General features: G+C 72.8%; 14 protein-coding genes. 5 read left to right on the top strand and 9 right to left on the bottom strand.

What is annotated here, in order from left to right:
- Positions 1–9: 9 nt before the first annotated feature.
- The gene (locus tag EUA06_RS15885; RefSeq protein ID WP_129477543.1) at positions 10–1,542 is read right to left on the bottom strand and encodes an AfsR/SARP family transcriptional regulator; all 1,533 of its coding nucleotides are present in this window, start codon (positions 1,540–1,542) and stop codon (positions 10–12) included.
- Between the two features lie 255 nt (positions 1,543–1,797).
- Between EUA06_RS15885 and EUA06_RS15880 the strand changes: the two genes are divergently transcribed.
- The 4 genes from EUA06_RS15880 (at position 1,798) to EUA06_RS15865 (ending at position 5,527) form a co-directional block, all read left to right on the top strand.
- Positions 1,798–1,995: a hypothetical protein gene (locus tag EUA06_RS15880; protein ID WP_129477542.1), complete on the top strand. Its 198-nt coding sequence runs from the start codon at positions 1,798–1,800 to the stop codon at positions 1,993–1,995.
- A gap of 112 nt (positions 1,996–2,107) precedes the next feature.
- On the top strand, positions 2,108–2,296 hold the full coding sequence (locus EUA06_RS15875) for a hypothetical protein (RefSeq protein ID WP_129477540.1): 189 nt from the start codon (positions 2,108–2,110) through the stop codon (positions 2,294–2,296).
- Positions 2,297–2,396: 100 nt separating this feature from the next.
- Positions 2,397–4,691: a nucleotide-binding protein gene (locus tag EUA06_RS15870; protein ID WP_129477538.1), complete on the top strand. Its 2,295-nt coding sequence runs from the start codon at positions 2,397–2,399 to the stop codon at positions 4,689–4,691.
- On the top strand, positions 4,688–5,527 hold the full coding sequence (locus EUA06_RS15865; RefSeq protein WP_129477536.1) for a hypothetical protein: 840 nt from the start codon (positions 4,688–4,690) through the stop codon (positions 5,525–5,527). Before EUA06_RS15870 ends, EUA06_RS15865 begins: the two co-directional genes overlap by 4 nt.
- 6 nt (positions 5,528–5,533) lie before the next feature.
- On the opposite strand, the gene EUA06_RS15860 is transcribed toward EUA06_RS15865, so the two are convergent.
- The 7 genes from EUA06_RS15860 to EUA06_RS15830 form a co-directional block, all read right to left on the bottom strand.
- The gene (locus EUA06_RS15860; protein ID WP_129477534.1) at positions 5,534–8,182 is read right to left on the bottom strand and encodes an ABC transporter permease; all 2,649 of its coding nucleotides are present in this window, start codon (positions 8,180–8,182) and stop codon (positions 5,534–5,536) included.
- The gene (locus tag EUA06_RS15855) at positions 8,179–8,901 is read right to left on the bottom strand and encodes an ABC transporter ATP-binding protein (protein ID WP_129477532.1); all 723 of its coding nucleotides are present in this window, start codon (positions 8,899–8,901) and stop codon (positions 8,179–8,181) included. Before EUA06_RS15855 ends, EUA06_RS15860 begins: the two co-directional genes overlap by 4 nt.
- The gene (locus EUA06_RS15850; protein ID WP_129477822.1) at positions 8,898–9,539 is read right to left on the bottom strand and encodes a PadR family transcriptional regulator; all 642 of its coding nucleotides are present in this window, start codon (positions 9,537–9,539) and stop codon (positions 8,898–8,900) included. The genes EUA06_RS15855 and EUA06_RS15850 overlap by 4 nt, the downstream gene beginning before the upstream one ends.
- Before the next feature lie 193 nt (positions 9,540–9,732).
- On the bottom strand, positions 9,733–11,271 hold the full coding sequence (locus EUA06_RS15845; protein WP_129477530.1) for a hypothetical protein: 1,539 nt from the start codon (positions 11,269–11,271) through the stop codon (positions 9,733–9,735).
- Complete coding sequence (locus EUA06_RS15840) at positions 11,255–11,953, bottom strand: ABC transporter ATP-binding protein (RefSeq protein WP_242498189.1); 699 nt, start codon at positions 11,951–11,953, stop codon at positions 11,255–11,257. Before EUA06_RS15840 ends, EUA06_RS15845 begins: the two co-directional genes overlap by 17 nt.
- A gap of 225 nt (positions 11,954–12,178) precedes the next feature.
- Positions 12,179–14,398 (bottom strand): 3-hydroxyacyl-CoA dehydrogenase NAD-binding domain-containing protein, encoded by a 2,220-nt coding sequence (locus tag EUA06_RS15835; RefSeq protein ID WP_129477526.1) that lies wholly within the window; start codon positions 14,396–14,398, stop codon positions 12,179–12,181.
- 11 nt (positions 14,399–14,409) lie between these two features.
- The gene (locus EUA06_RS15830) at positions 14,410–15,621 is read right to left on the bottom strand and encodes an acetyl-CoA C-acetyltransferase (RefSeq protein ID WP_129477524.1); all 1,212 of its coding nucleotides are present in this window, start codon (positions 15,619–15,621) and stop codon (positions 14,410–14,412) included.
- Between the two features lie 66 nt (positions 15,622–15,687).
- Here EUA06_RS15830 and EUA06_RS15825 point away from each other — a divergent pair, with 66 nt between their 5' ends.
- Positions 15,688–16,275 (top strand): helix-turn-helix domain-containing protein, encoded by a 588-nt coding sequence (locus EUA06_RS15825; protein ID WP_242498188.1) that lies wholly within the window; start codon positions 15,688–15,690, stop codon positions 16,273–16,275.
- On the opposite strand, the gene EUA06_RS15820 is transcribed toward EUA06_RS15825, so the two are convergent.
- Entirely contained in the window at positions 16,272–16,979 is a 708-nt protein-coding gene (locus EUA06_RS15820; protein ID WP_129477522.1) for a hypothetical protein, read from the bottom strand. The two genes, EUA06_RS15825 and EUA06_RS15820, sit on opposite strands and share 4 nt — an antisense overlap.
- Between the last annotated feature and the right edge of the window lie 63 nt (positions 16,980–17,042).

Here is a 17,042-nt window from a genome sequence, read left to right as displayed (position 1 = left end):
ACGACCTCCTCATCCCACCGGGGTCGGAGCGACGGTGCCGGGATCCGTCGGGGACCCGGTGGGGCTGGACGTCGGCGTGGGACTGGGCGTGGGACTGGGCGTAGGACTGGGCGACGGGGTGGACGTCGAGGACGGGGTCTGGACGACGGGCTGCGGGGAGGGGCTCGGGGCCTGCGACGGCGTCTCGACCGCCGGCGCCACGGTGGTCGAACCGATGGGCGCGTCATCGCGGACGGCCTCCTCCTTCGGGGGCGGTGTCACGGACACCTCGCCGCTGATCTGACCGGCCGCGGGGGCCGAAGCGGACCACTGGTAGGTCCCGCCGTCGAGTCCGTCGACGACGACCTGACGACCGTCCGCGGCTCGGACGACCACGTCGCGTACGACGCGGAGGCCTGCCGGACCACGCACCACGAGGTGCACCTCGGCGGGCAGCGGCGTCGCGCGGACGGCGAACGCGGCGGAGCCGTCGGTGGAGTCGACGAGGCGCACCCGCACGGTCCGGGCCAGCTGCGGACCGGAGAGAGGGCCCGACGGAGCGACCAGCGCGGCGCGGTCACCAGGGTCCGTCGTCGCGGGGAGCCGCGGGTCGGGTCCGGTCGTCGCCATCGCGAGCGCCACGGTCGCTGCGATGCCGGCAGCACCTCCGAGCGCGACCAGCACCCGGCGTACGCCGTGGCCACGCCGCCCTTGCTCGAGCCACTCGTCGATGCGCATGGGGGGTGGCAGCACCGGGATCGACTCGACGACCGGGGACGTGCGCTGCCGCGGCACCGTGACCACTCCCCGCTGCTCCGACGGTGCCGCCGACCTTGCGACCGACCGTGCGACCGACGGCTCGAGCAGGGCGCGGATGCGGTCCGACGGCTCGATACCGAGCTCGTCCTCCAGCACCACGGCGTAGCGCTGGAGCTCGTGCGCGGCGTGGGCGACGTCGCCCCGCCCGAGGTGGCCCCTGATCGCCAGCTCGCGTGCCGACTCGCGCAACGGCTCGATCGCGCTGGCGATCCCGGACGCGTCGACGGCGAGGGCGTGGTCGCCCTGGCGCAGCCCATGTTCGGCGATGCGCTCGAGAGCCTCGACACGCAGGAGCTCGAGCGCGGCTCGCTCATCGACGACCCCGTCGTCGAACCAGCCGGGCAACAGCTCCGGGCCGCGCAGGGAGTCGAGCAGCTCGCGAGCCACCGCGTCGGTCATCGGCAGCCGGGTCAGCCCGGCGGCCCGCCGCAGGTCGTCGACGTCGACGCGCACGCCCGGGTCGAGGGCGACGGTCAGCCGCTTGGCGACCAGCACACCGGGGGACTTCGTACGGCACTGGCGCACGGCCCGGCGGAGGCTGCCCAGTGCGTGCTCGTCGGTGCTCTCGGGCCACAGCACGCTGGCGACCTGCCCGCGACCGGTGAGGTCCGTGAGTCCCAGCAGGGCGACCAGCCGCTGCTCGCGGTGGCCGAGCCCGACCTCCACCCCGTCGACGATCAGCTGCCAGCCGCCCAGCAACCGCAGGCAGGCCGGAGCGACAGCAACTGCGCTGTGCTGGTTCATGACGGCACCCTCCCCCGGAGGAAGACCCACGGCGCCGACGAGACCGCCGGAGCCACTGCAACTCAGCTTTCGACGGTCCTCCTCCTGTGCGCGAACCGGAAGCCCGGTGCCCCGACATCCCCCAAATTCGCGCGCCGGGTCTAGACCGCCGTCGCGCCCGCTCCTCCGATCACGTCGGTGTCACGCAGGAGTCACGGCGTCCCGCGTCCACTGCTCCGGCAAGCACTCGCGCACCACGTGGGGAGGTGAAACACCATGCGCAACGCACTTTCCATCGCCGAGCTCGACTCCGAGCGCACCGAGCTGCTCCCGATCCGGGAGACGCTCACATTCGGCAACACCAACTGGGCCAACGTCTTCGCGTCGAACAGCTCGATGGCCCTCAACGCCGCATCGCTGGGCTCGCTGGCCAACAGCGCCGCCTACCAGGCCATCACGGTCACGCAGGGCTGATGCTCCAGGCGCGTGGTCCCACCGCGGGGGGCCACGCGCACCTGCCGGTCCTCCGGGCCGGCGCCTCGTCCAGGAAAGGGGGTGAACCGGAATGTTCGGACCAGTAGTCACAGTGGCCGATCTCGACGCGGAGGTGGCAACACCCCTTCCCCGCCGCGAGACCCTCAGCTGTCAGTTCGCCTGCGTCAACGTCGCCAACGTGGTGGGCGTCAACCTCGCGATCTCCGTCAATGCCGCCACGATCAACTCGCAGGCACAGGCCCTGGCGATGCAGTACCTCGCCTCGGTCCAGATGCCGTGACCGACCAGGCGGCGGGTGTGTTTGCTCTGGCGCACCCGCCGTCCTGAACCACCCACCACCACCAGAGCAGACCCAGAGCAGACCAGAGCAGGCCGGAGCAATGAGCACCCAGAGCGCACACCAGAGGGACGTCGCACTGCCCACCACAGGGTCGCGGTGGCGACGGGCCCTGGGCGTGCGCCTGCTGGGTCCCGTGCAGGGCTCGGGCCTGCGCGACCCCTCTTTCCTGGTCCGCAGGATCGACGACCAGGTGGTCCAGCTCTCGGAGCTCCTCCACCTGGTCGTCGTGCACGCCGACCCGCCGCGCACCTCCGCCCAGATCGCCGACGCCGTCAGTGCGGCGTACGGCCGGACCCTCACGGCCGAGGGCGTCGAGCACCTGATCGCCACCCGGCTCGAGGGCCTGGGCCTCGTGGTCGCCGACGAGGCCGACGAGCCGCTGCGGCCCACGCGTGCGCGCCCGCTGCTGGCGCTCACCCTCAAGGCCACGCTGCTCCCGGCCCGTCGTACGCGCGTCGTCGCCGGGCTCCTCACGCCGCTGTGGTGGCCGCCGATCGTCCTCGCCGCCGTGGTCGGCATGGTCACCGCCGACGTCGCGCTGCTCGCCGGCGGCGGCTTCTGGCGCGCGGTGAACGAGGTCTTCGCGACCCCGACGACGGCGCTGGTGATCTACGGACTGCTCGTCGTCTCCGCGCTCGTCCACGAGCTGGGCCACGCGTCGGCCTGCCACTACGGGGGCGCCGAGCCCGGTGAGATCGGCGTCGGTGTCTACATCGTGTTCCCGGCGTTCTACACCGACGTCACCGACTCCTACCGCCTCGGCCGCGGCGGCCGGATCCGCACCGACCTCGGCGGGCTCTACTTCAACGTCCTGACGGTGCTGGCACTCGCGCTCGGGTACGTCGCGACCGGGAGCGGGGTGCTGCTGCTCACCGCACTGGCGCTGCAGATCCAGATGGTGCAGCAGCTCATCCCGGTCGTGCGGTTCGACGGCTACTTCATCCTCTCCGACCTCGCCGGGGTCCCCGACCTCTTCGCCCGCGTCGGTCCGGTGCTGCGCAGCCTGCGACCCGGCCACCCCGCGGACCCCCGCGTCACCGAGCTCCGACCCCGCGCCCGGCGGTTCGTGACCGCGTGGGTGGTGCTCGTCGTGCCGCTGCTGGCCGCCGCGGTCGTCTGGTTCGTCTGGGCGACGCCTGAGTTCGTCGCCCGCGGTCGGGCCGGCATCGCGCTGCAGCAGCTCGTCTTCGACGTGGCCTGGGACCGACGGGACTGGCCCGCGATGTTCCTGTCCGTCATCTCGATCGCCCTGATCCTCGTGCCGCTGGCCGGCCTGGCGGTGGTGCTGTGGCGCCTCGTCGTGACCCTGGCCACCGCCGTACGCCAGGCCGCAGCGGTGCGGGTCCGCACCCTGGAGGACCGTGTGCACCGCCTCGACGAACCCCCCGCTCCAGACCCTCCCGTGCTCTCCGCCGCCGACTTCACCGACGCGGTGATGTACGCCCCGCGCGTGCCGGTGCCGCGCCGAGGTTGGCGGCGGGCCGTCTACGAGGGGAGCGGCCACACCGTGAACCTCGGCCCCGGTCCGACCGAGCTGAGCCTGAAGGAGCTCGAGCGCCGCCTGCGGACGCCCATCGAGGGCTCGCGCCGCGTGGTCGTGCTGAGCCGCAAGGGCGGGGTCGGCAAGACCACCATCGCGCTGGCGCTCGGCAGCACCTTCGCGATGCTGCGGGGGGACCGCGTGATCGCCGTCGACGCCAACCCCGATGCCGGCAACCTCGCGCACCGGGTCGCGGCGCCGCACGACCGCACGATCACCGACGTGCTGCGCGACCTCGACACGATCAGCAGCTATGCCGACCTGCGGCGCTACACCTCGCAGGCCGTCGAGTCGCGGCTCGAGGTACTCGGTTCGGACGACGACCCACGGATCGGGATGGCGCTGGACCGCGAGGACTACCACCGCCTCGTCGGCCTGCTCGACCACTTCTACAACCTGATCCTGCTCGACACCGGGACCGGGATCCTCGACAGCGCCAACCAGGGGCTGCTCAGCGAGGCCGACCAGATCGTGCTCGTGGTGCGCGCCGGCCTCGACGGCGGCCGCGCCGGCGCGCTGACCCTGGACTGGATGGACGAGCACGGCTTCGGCGACCTCGTCGCCCGCGCCGTCGTCGTCGTCAACGCCGAACGCCACGGTGCCGCACCTCCCGAGAAGATGCGGCGTCACTTCGAGAAACGATGCCAACGCGTGGTCACCGTCCCCTGGGACGGCGCCCTCGAGCAAGGAGCCCTGACCGACATGTCCTCCCTGAACCGCAAGACCCGGGACAGCCTCGTCGACATCGCCGCGGCGGTCGCCGACACCTTCGTCCAGGTCGGGGCCCGGCCGTGAAACCCCGGTCCGCCGTCGTACCCGTCGTGGTGGCGGCGCTCGTCCTCGTGGCGTCGATCGGCGGTTCCGCACCGGCCGCCCACCCCGGCCCGACCCAGGGCGCCCTGGACCTGCTCGCCAGCGCCCACCCGACCGCGGTCGAACCGGCGGTCACCGACGCCGTGCACGACGTCGGCCGCGCGCGCGGCCGTGAGGTCGAGGCCGACACCGCCGCCCTCACCTCGACCACCTGCGACGGGTGCACCGGCGAGAGCACGGCCCTCCACGTCGTCTACCTGTCCCGGCCCCAGCGGGCCGACCTCGACAACGTCGCCACCGCCTGGGCGCAGGCATGCACGGGCTGCACGAGCACGGCGCTCTCGGTCCAGGTCGTGGTGGTGCGCGGCGCCCCGACGCTCGCTCCCAACAACCGCGCGCTGTCGTTGACCGCCGCCTGCCAGGGCTGTCGTACGTCCGCGCTGGCCTTCCAGGTGGTGCTGGTGGCCGACCGCGCCACGCCGCTCAGCGACGACGCGCTCGGTGAGCTGCGGGCATGGTTCGACGAGCAGGCGGCTGTACTGCGCGCATCGGTGGTCGTGGCTCCTCCGCCGAGCGCCACACCCACGCCTTCGCCGACTCCGACGACCGAGCCGACGACCGGGCCGGTCGAGACGCCCACGCCGTACGCGCTGCCGTCCGACGGCGCGACCACCGAGCCGCCCCCGGCGCAGGCCCGGCCGACGAGTGCCCGGAGGCTGCGCCGCGACGCCACGAGTGCGCTCGGGGTGCTCGAGCAGCTCCTGGCCGACGATCTCGGCGGCGAGACCTTCTCGGCGGACGTCGAGGTGGGCAGCTGACCGAGGTCAGTCGAGGCGCGCCACCAGCGGCAGCCGGGCGCGGGCCGACAGCCCGACGACCGCGGCGGTCAGCAGCGGGAGCGCGACCACGATCGCGACGATCAGCAGCCACGGGATGTCGAGGAACGGCCCGTCGGGGCCCGGGCCGGAGCTCCCGAAGCTCGCCGTCAGCGGCCGCGAGATCGCGATGCCGGGGATGAAGCCCACCCCCGCACCGAGCAGCGCGCCGACGAAGCCGATCACCAGGGCGTACGACCCCGCGACCCGACGGCGGGTCCGTGGAGCCGCGCCGACCGCGGACAACGTGGCGAGGTCGGGCTTCGCATCGGAGAGCGCGAGGAACGTCGCGGTGAGGGTGCCTCCCAGCATCAGCACGCCACCGAGAGCGCCCAGCACGAGCAGGATGATCACCGCGTGGTCCGGGCGCTGGTAGCCGCGCTCGACGTAGACGTATGTGCCCTCGACGGCTCCCTGCACGGCCTCCTTGATCCGAGTCTCGGTGGTGGGGTCGAGGTCGCCGGTGAGGCGGAGGCTGGCGATCTCGAGGTCGAGCCCCAGCCGCTCGGCCATCGCGGGTGGCACCACCGCCTGCGCCGGAGCGGCGCCTGCGGTCGACGTGTCCCACGGCACCAGCCGAGCCCCGACGACCTCGCTCGACTCGACCTGTGGCTCGGTGCCGTCCTCGAGCCACGTCTCCTGGCGGACGGTGACGTCGGCGACGGTGTCGGCGACCGTGGTGAACAGGACGGCCCGCCCGTCGCCCAGCGCGGCATCCACGGCCGCGGCGGTCCCTCCGTCGATGCCGAGCTCGTCCGCGCCGTCGGCCACGGCGACCGTGGGGCCGTAGGTCATGACACCGAAGACCTGGGACTCCAGCTCACGCGGCGGTTCGACCGTGGTCGTCGTGTAGCCGGCCGGGTCGTAGAAGTCCTGCACCCCGCGCAGCGGGCGGACCCCGACGCCCGGAGCGGTCGAACGGACCGTCTCCTCGACGCGTGCCCACGTCGCCGTCGGATCGGGCGGCTCCTCCCCCTCCAGCACCTCCGGCCCCCAGGTGACGTAGCCGGTGCCCAACGCCGCCTGCGGGGTGTACGTCATCTCGTTCTGCCGCTCGTCACTCGCGTTGCCGATGCCGAGCGCGACGACTCCCGCCACCGTCGCGGCGACGGCGGCCACCGCCGGCACGGTCCGCGTGCGGTGCCGTGCCGCGTCGCGGGCGGCGTACCTCGCCGTCAGCGGCAGCCGGCTGGAGAGCCGGGCCACGGTGGACACGACGACCGGCACCACGAGGATCATGCCGAGCACCGAGATGACCGCGGAGGCGGCGATCCAGAGGGAGCCGCCGCCGCCGTCGGAGGTCACCGCGCCGTACGCCGACGCCGCGATGCCGACACCGAGCAGCACCAGCCCGAGAACCGGGGTCGACACACGGGGCCGGCGGTCGCCTCGGCGTCCGGCGAGCACGGCCACGACGTCCTGGCGGCTGGCGAGCCAGGCAGGCACGACCGATGCCAGGAGTGCCGAGACGAGCCCGAAGGCAGCGATGGCGGCAAGGACGGGCCAGGGCAGGTCGAACGGGCCGAACCACTCGCCCTGGAACCGCTGCACCACGGGCAGGAGTGCCCAGCCAGCGACGATGCCGAGCACGAGACCGAGGGCCGAGGCGACGAGGCCGAGGACGACCCCGCTGCCGAGGATCACGCGGCGCGACTGGGCGGGCGTGCCCCCGGACGCGGCGATCAGGGCCAGCGTCCGTGCGTGCCGACGCGCGCCCACGGCGAACGCCGGACCGGCCAGCAGGACGACCTCGATCAGGGCCATCACGACGATGAGCGCGAGGATCGCCAGAGTCTGGTCCTGGCCTTCGTCGTAGCCCAGCTGCTCGGCCACCGACGCGACATCGGGAGGGTCGGCCAGCACCGCGCGTGAGGTGACCACGCCGCCGATCTCGTTGAGGTCGCGCACCGTCGACCACGACACCGGGCCGCCGGCGTCCACCAGCCACTCGCGCCGGTTCGTCGCCTCGTCGGCGAGGTCGGCAGCGGAGCCCAGCACTGTCGGCATCGCGCGGTTGGTCGCGTCCCGACCGGCGCCCGCGATGACCAGAGTGCGGTCGGCGACCTCGATCTCGTCGCCGACGCTGAACCCCTTCTCGAGCATCGCGCCGTTGACCACGACCTCGCCGCGGGCCTCGGGCAGACGGCCGGCCTCGAGCTCGAACAGTCCGGCGGCGAGCGGGTCGGACAGGTCGATGCCGGTCGTGGAGAACTCCACCACCCGGTCGTCGAGCCGGGCGCGCGACCACCCGCTCGTGATCGGGAGCAGGCGGACGTCCCGGCCCAGCACCGCGCGTACGGCCGCCTCGCCGGGCGGGTCCTCGTAGTCGGACTCGCCGTCGAACGCCCAGTCCCCGTCGGTCGGGTCGGGTGCCTGGATGATGCGCCCGCTGCCCTCCGTCAGCACCCGGGCGTCAGCAGCGCCGAGGTGGCGCTCCGCCCCCTCGAGCCCGGTGACCTCGACGGTCCTGATCACCACCGCCGCCGCGCTGACCGCCAGCACCGGCAGGCTGATCATCACCAGGACCAGGATGCTGCGGCCCTTGTGGCGCAGGGCGTCTCGCCACGCGATGCGCAGCGCGGGGCGCCAGCCGTTCACCTCGCCGCCTCGTCGGCGAGCAGCGCCTCGGGCTCATCGGCGCCGGTCTCGTCGACGATGACCCCGTCGCGCAGGAAGACGACGCGGTCGGCCCAGGCGGCGTGCCGTGCCTCGTGGGTGACCATCACCCCGGCCGCACCGGCGTCACAGCGCGCGCGGAGCAGCCGGAGGATCTCCTCGCCGGTGTCGGTGTCGAGGGCACCGGTGGGCTCGTCGGCCAGGATCAGCCGGCGCTCGCCGACGATCGCGCGGGCGATCGCGACGCGCTGCTGCTGGCCGCCCGACATCTCGTCGGGGAAGCGGTCGGCGAGGTCGGCGATGCCGACCTCCTCGAGGGCGGTGATCGCGAGTCGGCGCGCGATCCTCGACTTCTCGCCGTCGAGCTCCCGGGGCAGGGCGACGTTCTCGGCGGCGGTCAGGGCGGGGATCAGGTTGAAGTCCTGGAACACGTAGCCCACCGACGTACGCCGGATGCGCGCGCGCCCGGCGTTGTCGAGCGAGGCGAGGTCGGTGCCCTCGATCCAGACCGAGCCGGACGTCGGGGCGTCGAGGCCGCCGGCCAGGGTCAGGAGCGTCGACTTGCCGGAGCCGGACGGACCCATGACGGCGACGAGCTCGCCGGGGTGGGCGCGGAAGGTGACACTGCGGAGCGCGTGCACCTCGGTGGCACCCTCGCCGTGGACGCGCGAGGCGGCGGCGAGGTGGAGGACGGCGTTCATCGGGTGGCCCCCTCGGACGTCGTCGCGCTCGCGGCCCCCGTGCGTACTTCTCCGCGCTCCATCGCGGCACGCCGCAACCGCGCCTCGCAGTGGTCGAGCCAGCGCACCTCGGCCTCGGCGTCGAAGACGAGCGAGTCAAGGACCAGGCTCCACGCGAGATCGGCGGGGTCCTGGGGTGTCGCGGCGCGACCGGTCCGCTTGAGGCGGGTGTAGTCCTGGAGCGAGGCCATGGTGGCGCTGCGCTGGCGCTGGATGATCGTGCCGACGTCGACGCCGGGCAGCGTCACGGCGATCGCGAGCTTGATGGCGAGCTCGTCGCGCGGGGGCTGGGAGCGAGGCACCGGCGTGGCGAACCACTCCGACACCTCGCTCCGCCCGGCCTCGGTCGCGCGGTAGACGTGCGTGCGATCGGATCCGAGCGGTTCGCCGACACCCCCGTGCCCGGCGTTCCCGCTCCCTGTCTCGTCAACGACGACCTCGACCAGTCCGTCACGCTCGAGCCGGGTGAGGGTCGTGTAGACCTGCCCGACGTTGAGCGGCCAGGTCTCCCCCGTCCGCTGCTCGAACTCCGCCCTCAGCTGGTAGCCGTACATCGGCCCCTGCTCGAGGATCGCCAGCATTGCCTGCCGGATCGACATCCGCGCCTCCGTGGTCACGACCCACTGCCCCCCGTGGGCCGTAGATACCGGGTATGTATACCACGTATGCACGGGCTTGGCTCACCTTCGTGATCCCCGGTCAGCCGGGGATCGCTGAACTTGTCGGCCCGCGCAAGGCCTGACAACTTCAGGAAGAGCCGGTCAGCCGGGGATCACGAAATGGCGCTGCCCGTCAGACAGCGGCGACGGTCAGCACGACACGAGCCCGCTCGGCGGGCGCGAGCCACCGACGGCGGGCCCGGCGCAGCTTCCAGACGGAGTACGTCAGGAACGGGACCGCCATGGCCGGCGGCAGCCAGGCCCACGGGCCGGTCGAGATGGTCGTGAAGACCATCCCGGTCAGCGTGGTGACGAGCGAGAGCTTGCCGGCGTACGCCGCCATCGACGCGTGCGGCGCGGGGGTCGCGCGCGGCGAGGACAGGTCGACGGCGTAGGGGGATCGGACCGACCACGTCATCACGATGGCGAGGACCTGCACGAGCACGACCGCCCAGCACGACAGCACCGCGGCGCCGACGACGAGCGGCGGCATCCCGTTGCGCAGGAGGGCGAGGACGATGGTCACGCCTGACACCATCGCCAGGCACTCCGCGACGACGAGGGTGCGTACGCCGAACACGTCGGCGGCGGACACCGGGAGGGTCTCGCGCCACACCATGCCCTTGCCGTCGAGGCACCACGCGTTGACGCCGAAGAGCAGCGCGGCCCCGCTCGCGGTCAGGCCGGGGAGGAGCATCACCGAGCTCCACTGGAGACCGGCGACGAGCGCGACGAGCCCGGGACCGATGCCGAGCACCATCAGTCCGCGCCGCATCCCGACCGACCGCCAGACCGAACCACGGTCGAGCCGGTGCAGGAGCGCGCGGTCGGGCGAGCCCCAGCGCGGTTCGGGCGCGTGCCGCGCCTCGTGGACGCCGGACTGGACACGCAGCTCCTCGCGCGGCGGCAGCCCGAGGGCCCAGGCCGCGGGGCGGGCGCCGACGACGACGCCGACGGCCGCGAGGGCGAGCAGGACGAGCACGGCCACCGGCCAGCTCGAGGTCTGGGCGGACTCGGCGAGCCAGGTCGTCGGCAGCGAGCGGACCACCGGGCCGAGCACGCCGGCGAGGTGCAGACCGGCGAGGAGGACGACGACCACACCACTGACGACCCGGACCACGACGACGCCGTGGGGCGTACGACGTACGCCCTCCGCGGCCCAGCCGACGGCCTGGCCGAGCGAGGTGGCCGCAAGCACCCAGGCGAGCACCACGAGCTGCGCACCGAGCAGCCGGTCAGAGGCCGTGACGAGCGAGGTGACGGTGAGCAGGCCCCACATCTGGACGAGCCAGGCCAGGTTGAGCGGGGCGAGCAGGAGGGCGCCGAGGTGCTCGGTGACCGGGCTGACCGGATGGATCGCCACCTCGCTGCGCGACAGCAGCTCGCGGCCGCCCCCGCTGCCCATCGAGGAGCTGATGGCGAGCAGCAGCAACCCGAGGAAGGCCCCGCCGAGGTTGTCCTCCAGCGCGGCCACCGCGCGGTCGAGCGCGGCCGATCCCGAGCCGCTGAGCTCGAAGCCGTTGGGCGCGACCGCGAAGACGGCGGTCAGCCCGAGGACCACGACCAGTCCGACGAGCGAGGCACCGCGTCGGCGTACGGTCCGGGCGCGGAACGCGACCAGGTGGCCGGTGTCGCGCAGCGCGTCGGCCCAGGAGTCAGTCGAGGAGCGCACGGTAGGCCTCGCCGGTCAGCTCGCCGGCCTGCATGGCGGCGACACGGTTGCCGCCGCGCAGCACGACCGCGGTGCCGCATGCCTCGAGGGCCAGGTCGCGCAGGTGGGTGGAGAGCAGGACGCAGGCGCCGCGCGCCCGGGCGTCGGCGACGACCTCGAGGGTCGCCTCGACGCCGAGCGGGTCGACACCGTCGAAGGGCTCGTCGAGCAGGAGCACGGTCGGCTCGTGGAGCGCAGCCAGCACGACGCTGAGCCGGCGGCTCATGCCGTGGCTGAACCCGCCGACGACCCGGTGCGCGACATCGCCGAGCTCGAAGCGCTCCAGCATGTCGCGGCCGCGCTCCTCCCACTCGTCCATCCGGCGCAGCCGGGCGCTGAGCTGCAGGTGCTCCCACGGCGTGGCCCGCGGCACGAGGCCGCCGACGTCGGGGCAGTAGCCGACGACCCGCTTCACGCCGAGCGCGTCGGTCGCCGCGTCGTGACCGCCGACCGTGACCTCACCGGCGGTCGGGGGCACGACGCCCGCGAGGACCTTCATGGTCGTCGACTTGCCCGCGCCGTTGCGCCCGAGCAGCGCGGTCGCCTGTCCGCTGTCCGCGGTCAGGTCGACCCCCGACACCGCCTCGACGTCGCCGAAGCGCACGTGGAGGTCGCGGACGACGACGGCGGGGGCCTGGGTCACCGGACAAGTGTCGCCGAGTCGGCGCATCTGCACACCGGAAACGCATCGAGTCGGCGCATCGGTACACCCGAGACCCGTCGAGTCGGCGCATCTGCACGAACCACCCCGCACAGATGCGCCGACTCGGCACGCATCTCGCGAACATTCGCGCCGACTCGGCACGCATCTCGCGAACATTCGCGCCGACTCGGCACCCCCGTCGCGTACAGATGCGCCGACTCGAGGTCAGGCGGGGAAGGACTCGCCCTTCGCCGCGAGGTCGCGGAGGTAGGGCGTCGGGCAGAACCGGTCGCCGTACGCGTCGGCCAGCTCGTCGGCCCGGGCCAGGAAGGCGTCGAGGCCGACCGGGCCGACGCCGTGGCCGGTCTCGTCGAGCGCCTGCCAGCCGGTCATGAACTGCGCCGCGCCGCCGGTGAGCGGCGGGAAGCCGATGCCCATGATCGAGCCGATGTTGGCCGCGGCGGCCGAGGTGAGCACGCCCTCCTCGAAGCACTTCGCGGTCTCGAGCGCCTCGATGAAGAGCATCCGGTCGCGCACGTCGCGGATCGGGACCTGCTGCTCCGCGACGGGGAAGTGCTCGGCGAGCCCCGGCCACAGCGACGTGCGACGTCCGTTGTCGTCGTAGTCGTAGAAGCCGGCGCCCTTGAGCCGCGACGGGCGGCCGAGGTCGATCATGGTCGCGATGACGTCGCCGGCCGGGTAGTCGCCCAGGTCGACGCCGTCGCGCGCGGCGGCGTCCTCGGTGGCCTTGCGGATCTTGGCCATCAGCTCCATGTTGAGCTCGTCGCTGATCTGGAGCGGCCCGACCGGGAAGCCGGCCGAGGTCGCGGCCCGCTCGAGCGACACCGGGTGCACGCCCTCGGCGAGCATCGTGAGGCCCTCGTTGATCTGCGTGCCGATGACGCGTGAGGTGTAGAAGCCGCGCGAGTCGTTGACGACGATCGGCGTCTTGCGGATCTGCTGCACGACGTCGTACGCCTTGGCGAGCGCGAGGTCGGACGTCTCCGCGCCGCGGATGATCTCGACCAGCGGCATCTTGTCGACGGGGCTGAAGAAGTGCAGCCCGATGAAGTCGGCGGGACGGTCGATCCCACCGGCGAGCTCGGTGATCGGCAGCGTCGAGGTGTTGGAGCAGAGCAGCGCGTCGTCATTGATGAACGGCGCGATCTCCGCGAAGACCTTGGCCTTGAGCGACGGGTCCTCGAAGACGGCCTCGATCACCAGGTCGCAGCCGGCGAGGTCGGCGGGGTCGGCCGTCGCGGTGATGCGGCCGAGCAGCTCGTCGGCCTTCTCCTGCGTGATCTTGCCGCGTTCGACGCCCTTGGCGTTGAGCTTCGCGGAGTAGGCCTTGCCCTTCTCCGCGGCCTCGGCCGACACGTCCTTGAGCACGACCTGCATGCCGGCGCGGGCGCACGAGTAGGCGATGCCGGCGCCCATCATCCCGGCGCCGAGCACGCCGACCTTGGTGGCCTGCCAGCGCTCGATGCCCTCCGGGCGCAGGGATCCGGAGTTGATCGCCTGGAGGTCGAAGAAGAACGCCTGGATCATGTTCTTGGACTGCTGGCTGACGACCAGGCTGGTGAAGTAGCGGCTCTCGATGCGCGACGCGGTGTCGAAGTCGACCTGCGCGCCCTCGACCGCGGCGCTCATGATCGCGCGCGGCGCGGGGTAGATCGCGCCCTTGGTCTGCTTGCGCAGCAGCGCCGGGAAGGCCGGCAGGAACTGCGCGAGTGCGGGGGTCTTCGGCGTCCCGCCCGGCATCTTGTAGCCCGCGCGGTCCCACGGGTTCTTCGCCGAGTCCTCGTCCTGGTGCTCGAGGATCCACGTCTTCGCGGCCGGCACGAGCTCCTCGCGCGTCGGGAGCACCTCGTCGATGAGGCCCTTGGCGAGCGCGCCCTGCGGATCGAACTGGGTGCCCGGCATGAGCACGTCCATCAGCGCGGACTGCAGGCCCAGCATGCGTACGACGCGGGTGACCCCGCCGCCGCCCGGCAGCAGGCCGAGCGTCGACTCGGGCAGGCCGATCTTGACCGAGCGGTCGTCGACGGCGATGCGCCGGTTGGCGGCGAGCGCGATCTCGAGGCCGCCACCGAGGGCGGCGCCGTTGATCGCGGCGACGACGGGCCGGGGGAAGGTCTCGAGCTTGCGGAGGCTGGCCTTGACGGCCTCGCCCATCGCGAAGATCTCGTCGGCGTCGTCGGCCGTCGCCTTCACCATGCTCTTGAGGTTGCCGCCGGCGAAGAAGGTCTTCTTCGCGCTGGCCAGCACGACGCCGGTGACGTCGTCCTGCTCGTCGTACAACCGCTCGACGGCCGCCTGCATCGACGACTGGTAGAGCTCGTTCATCGTGTTGGCGCTGGCCGTCGGGTCGTCGAGGGTCAGCGTGACGATGCCGTCGGCGTCGCGGTCGTAGCGGACGGCGGTCTGCGTGGTGGTGTCAGTCATGTGAAGTCTCCTCAGACCAGCTCGACGATCGTGGCGATGCCCATGCCGCCGCCGACGCAGAGCGTGGCGAGGCCGCGCTTCTGGTCGCGGCGTGCGAGCTCGTCGACGAGGGTGCCGAGGATCATCGCGCCGGTGGCGCCGAGCGGGTGGCCCATCGCGATGGCGCCGCCGTTGACGTTGGTGATGTCGTGGCTGATGCCCAGGTCGCGCATGAAGCGCATGGCGACGGCGGCGAAGGCCTCGTTGATCTCGAAGAGGTCGATGTCCTCGACCTCGAGGCCGGCCTTGGCGAGCGCCTTGCGGGCGGCGGGCGCCGGACCGGTGAGCATGATCGTGGGGTCGGCGCCCGACACGGCGGTCGCGATGATGCGGGCGCGCGGCGTCAGCCCCATCGACGTACCAGCCTCCTCGGTGCCGATCGCCATCACGGCCGCGCCGTCGACGATGCCCGAGGAGTTGCCGGCGTGGTGGACGTGGTCGATCGCGGGGACCCAGTGGTACTTCTCCAGCGCGACGTCGTCGAAGCCCGCGTCCTTGCCGATCTGCGCGAAGGACGGCTTGAGGCCGGCGAGGCCCTCGACCGAGGTGTCGGGGCGGACGGTCTCGTCGCGGTCGAGCACGGTGACCCCGGAGAGGTCGCGCACCGGGATGACGGCGTTGTCGAAGTAGCCGTTGGCCCACGCCTTCGCGGCGCGGTGATGGGACTCGGCGGCGTAGGCGTCGACGTCCTCGCGGCTCCAGCCCTCGATCGTGGCGATCAGGTCGGCGCCGATGCCCTGCGGCACGAAGCCGGTCTGCAGCGCGGTGGCCGGGTCCATCGCCCACGCGCCGCCGTCGCTGCCCATCGGCACGCGGCTCATCGACTCGACGCCGCCGGCGAGGATCAGGTCCTCGAAGCCGGAGCGCACGCGCTGCGCGGCCTGGTTGACGGCCTCGAGCCCGGAGGCGCAGAAGCGGTTGAGCTGAACGCCCGCGACGGTCTCGGGGTAGCCGGCCTTGAGGGCGGCGGTCTTCGCGATGTCGCCGCCCTGGTCGCCGATGGGGGTCACGACACCGAGCACGACGTCGTCGACGCGGGCCGGGTCGAGCGTGGGGTTGCGGGTCTTGAGCTCGTCGAGGAGTCCGACGACCAGATCGACGGGCTTGACCTCGTGCAGCGAGCCGACGGCCTTGCCGCGGCCACGAGGCGTCCGGATGTGGTCGTAGACGAATGCTTCTGCCATGCGAGCGATTGTGACACCATTACTGTCACAGTCCAACAGGTGTGTCCGGCGTCACGAGAGGAACCAGTGGAGACCGAGGTGGAGAGCGAGCTGCTCACGCTCGACGAGCTGACCCAGCGCACCGGGGTGAGCGCGCGCAACGTGCGCTTCTACGCCTCGCGCGGTCTGGTCCCCGCCCCCGTACGCCGCGGTCGCTCGGGCTTCTACGGTCCCGACCACGTCGCCCGTCTCGAGCTCGTCCGCGAGCTGCAGGGCCACGGCTTCACGCTGTCCGCGATCGAGAAGTACGTCGACGCCATCCCCGCCAGCGCCACCCCCTCCGACATCGCGCGGCACCTCTCGCTGCTCGCGCCGATCACCGGCGACCGCGACGTCGACGTGCCCGGAGGCCTGTCGGGGATGGGCATCTCGCCGGAGGCCGCCCAAGCCGTCGCCGAGGTGTACGCCGAGCACGGCCGGCAGGTCGCCGAGGAGCTGTCCGAGATCGTCCGCACGATGGTGTGGCCGCAGTTCCGCGAGGCCGGCTACACCGCCGAGCAGCTCCGCGAGTTCATCCACCGCCTCAAGCCGCTCACCATCGCCGGCCTGGTGACGGCCTACGAGCAGGCGATCGACGAGAGCCAGGCGACGTACGACAGCAGGCGAGCCCGCTAGCTTCCTGCCGCCGAGCGCTGCGCCCGGAAGGCCACCGCGGTCCAGGCCAGCACGACGACGGCGAGCGCCGCGCGCTGCCAGCTCACGGTTCCGGCCACGGCGTAGGCGACGACGGTCACGACGGTGAGCCAGGTGTACGACCGGGGCCTGCGCTCTCGCACCAGGTCGATCGCGAGGGCACCGAGGCCGACGACGACGGCGCCCGCGGCCACGACGACCAGGCCCTCCACGGCGGGCACGGCCACGGCGATGAGCGCCAGGTCGACCCCTGGTCCGACTCCCCCGCGCCGGCGGAGCTCGAGCAGCAGCACCACCGCACCGGCGACCGCGAGGAAGTCCCACGTGTCGAGCGCACGGATGACGTCGGCGGGCGCGGATCCCAGCCCGAGGTCGATGCCGAGGACGGCCAACGTCAGCGCCTGGCCGACGGCGTGCATGACGAGACCGAGCCATGTCAGCGGGCCGAGCCCCGCGAGCCGGGCGACGAGCACCAGGGCGGCGAGCAGGGTCACCGCGGCCAGCGCGAGGACGACGTGTGCGAGTACCCACGTGCCCGAGCCGGCGTCGCCGGCCGCGCCGGGACCGCGCGCGGACGGGAGACGGAGGAGCAGCTGGCCGAGGAGCTGCAGCAGCGCCGCGGCGACGAGCAGGACAGCGGGCGGAAGTCGTGGCGTGTGCACCGGCTCATCATCGGGGCGGGTCACGGATCCACGCTGCAGGCGCGACCGCGTACGACGGCAGGCGGCCGCCCGACCAATGACCGCCCA

Origin of the sequence: Nocardioides glacieisoli, assembly GCF_004137245.1 — a bacterium.
GTDB lineage: Bacteria > Actinomycetota > Actinomycetes > Propionibacteriales > Nocardioidaceae > Nocardioides > Nocardioides glacieisoli.
Note: the sequence above shows the minus strand (reverse complement) of the source record. Positions and strands in the feature narration are given on the sequence as shown.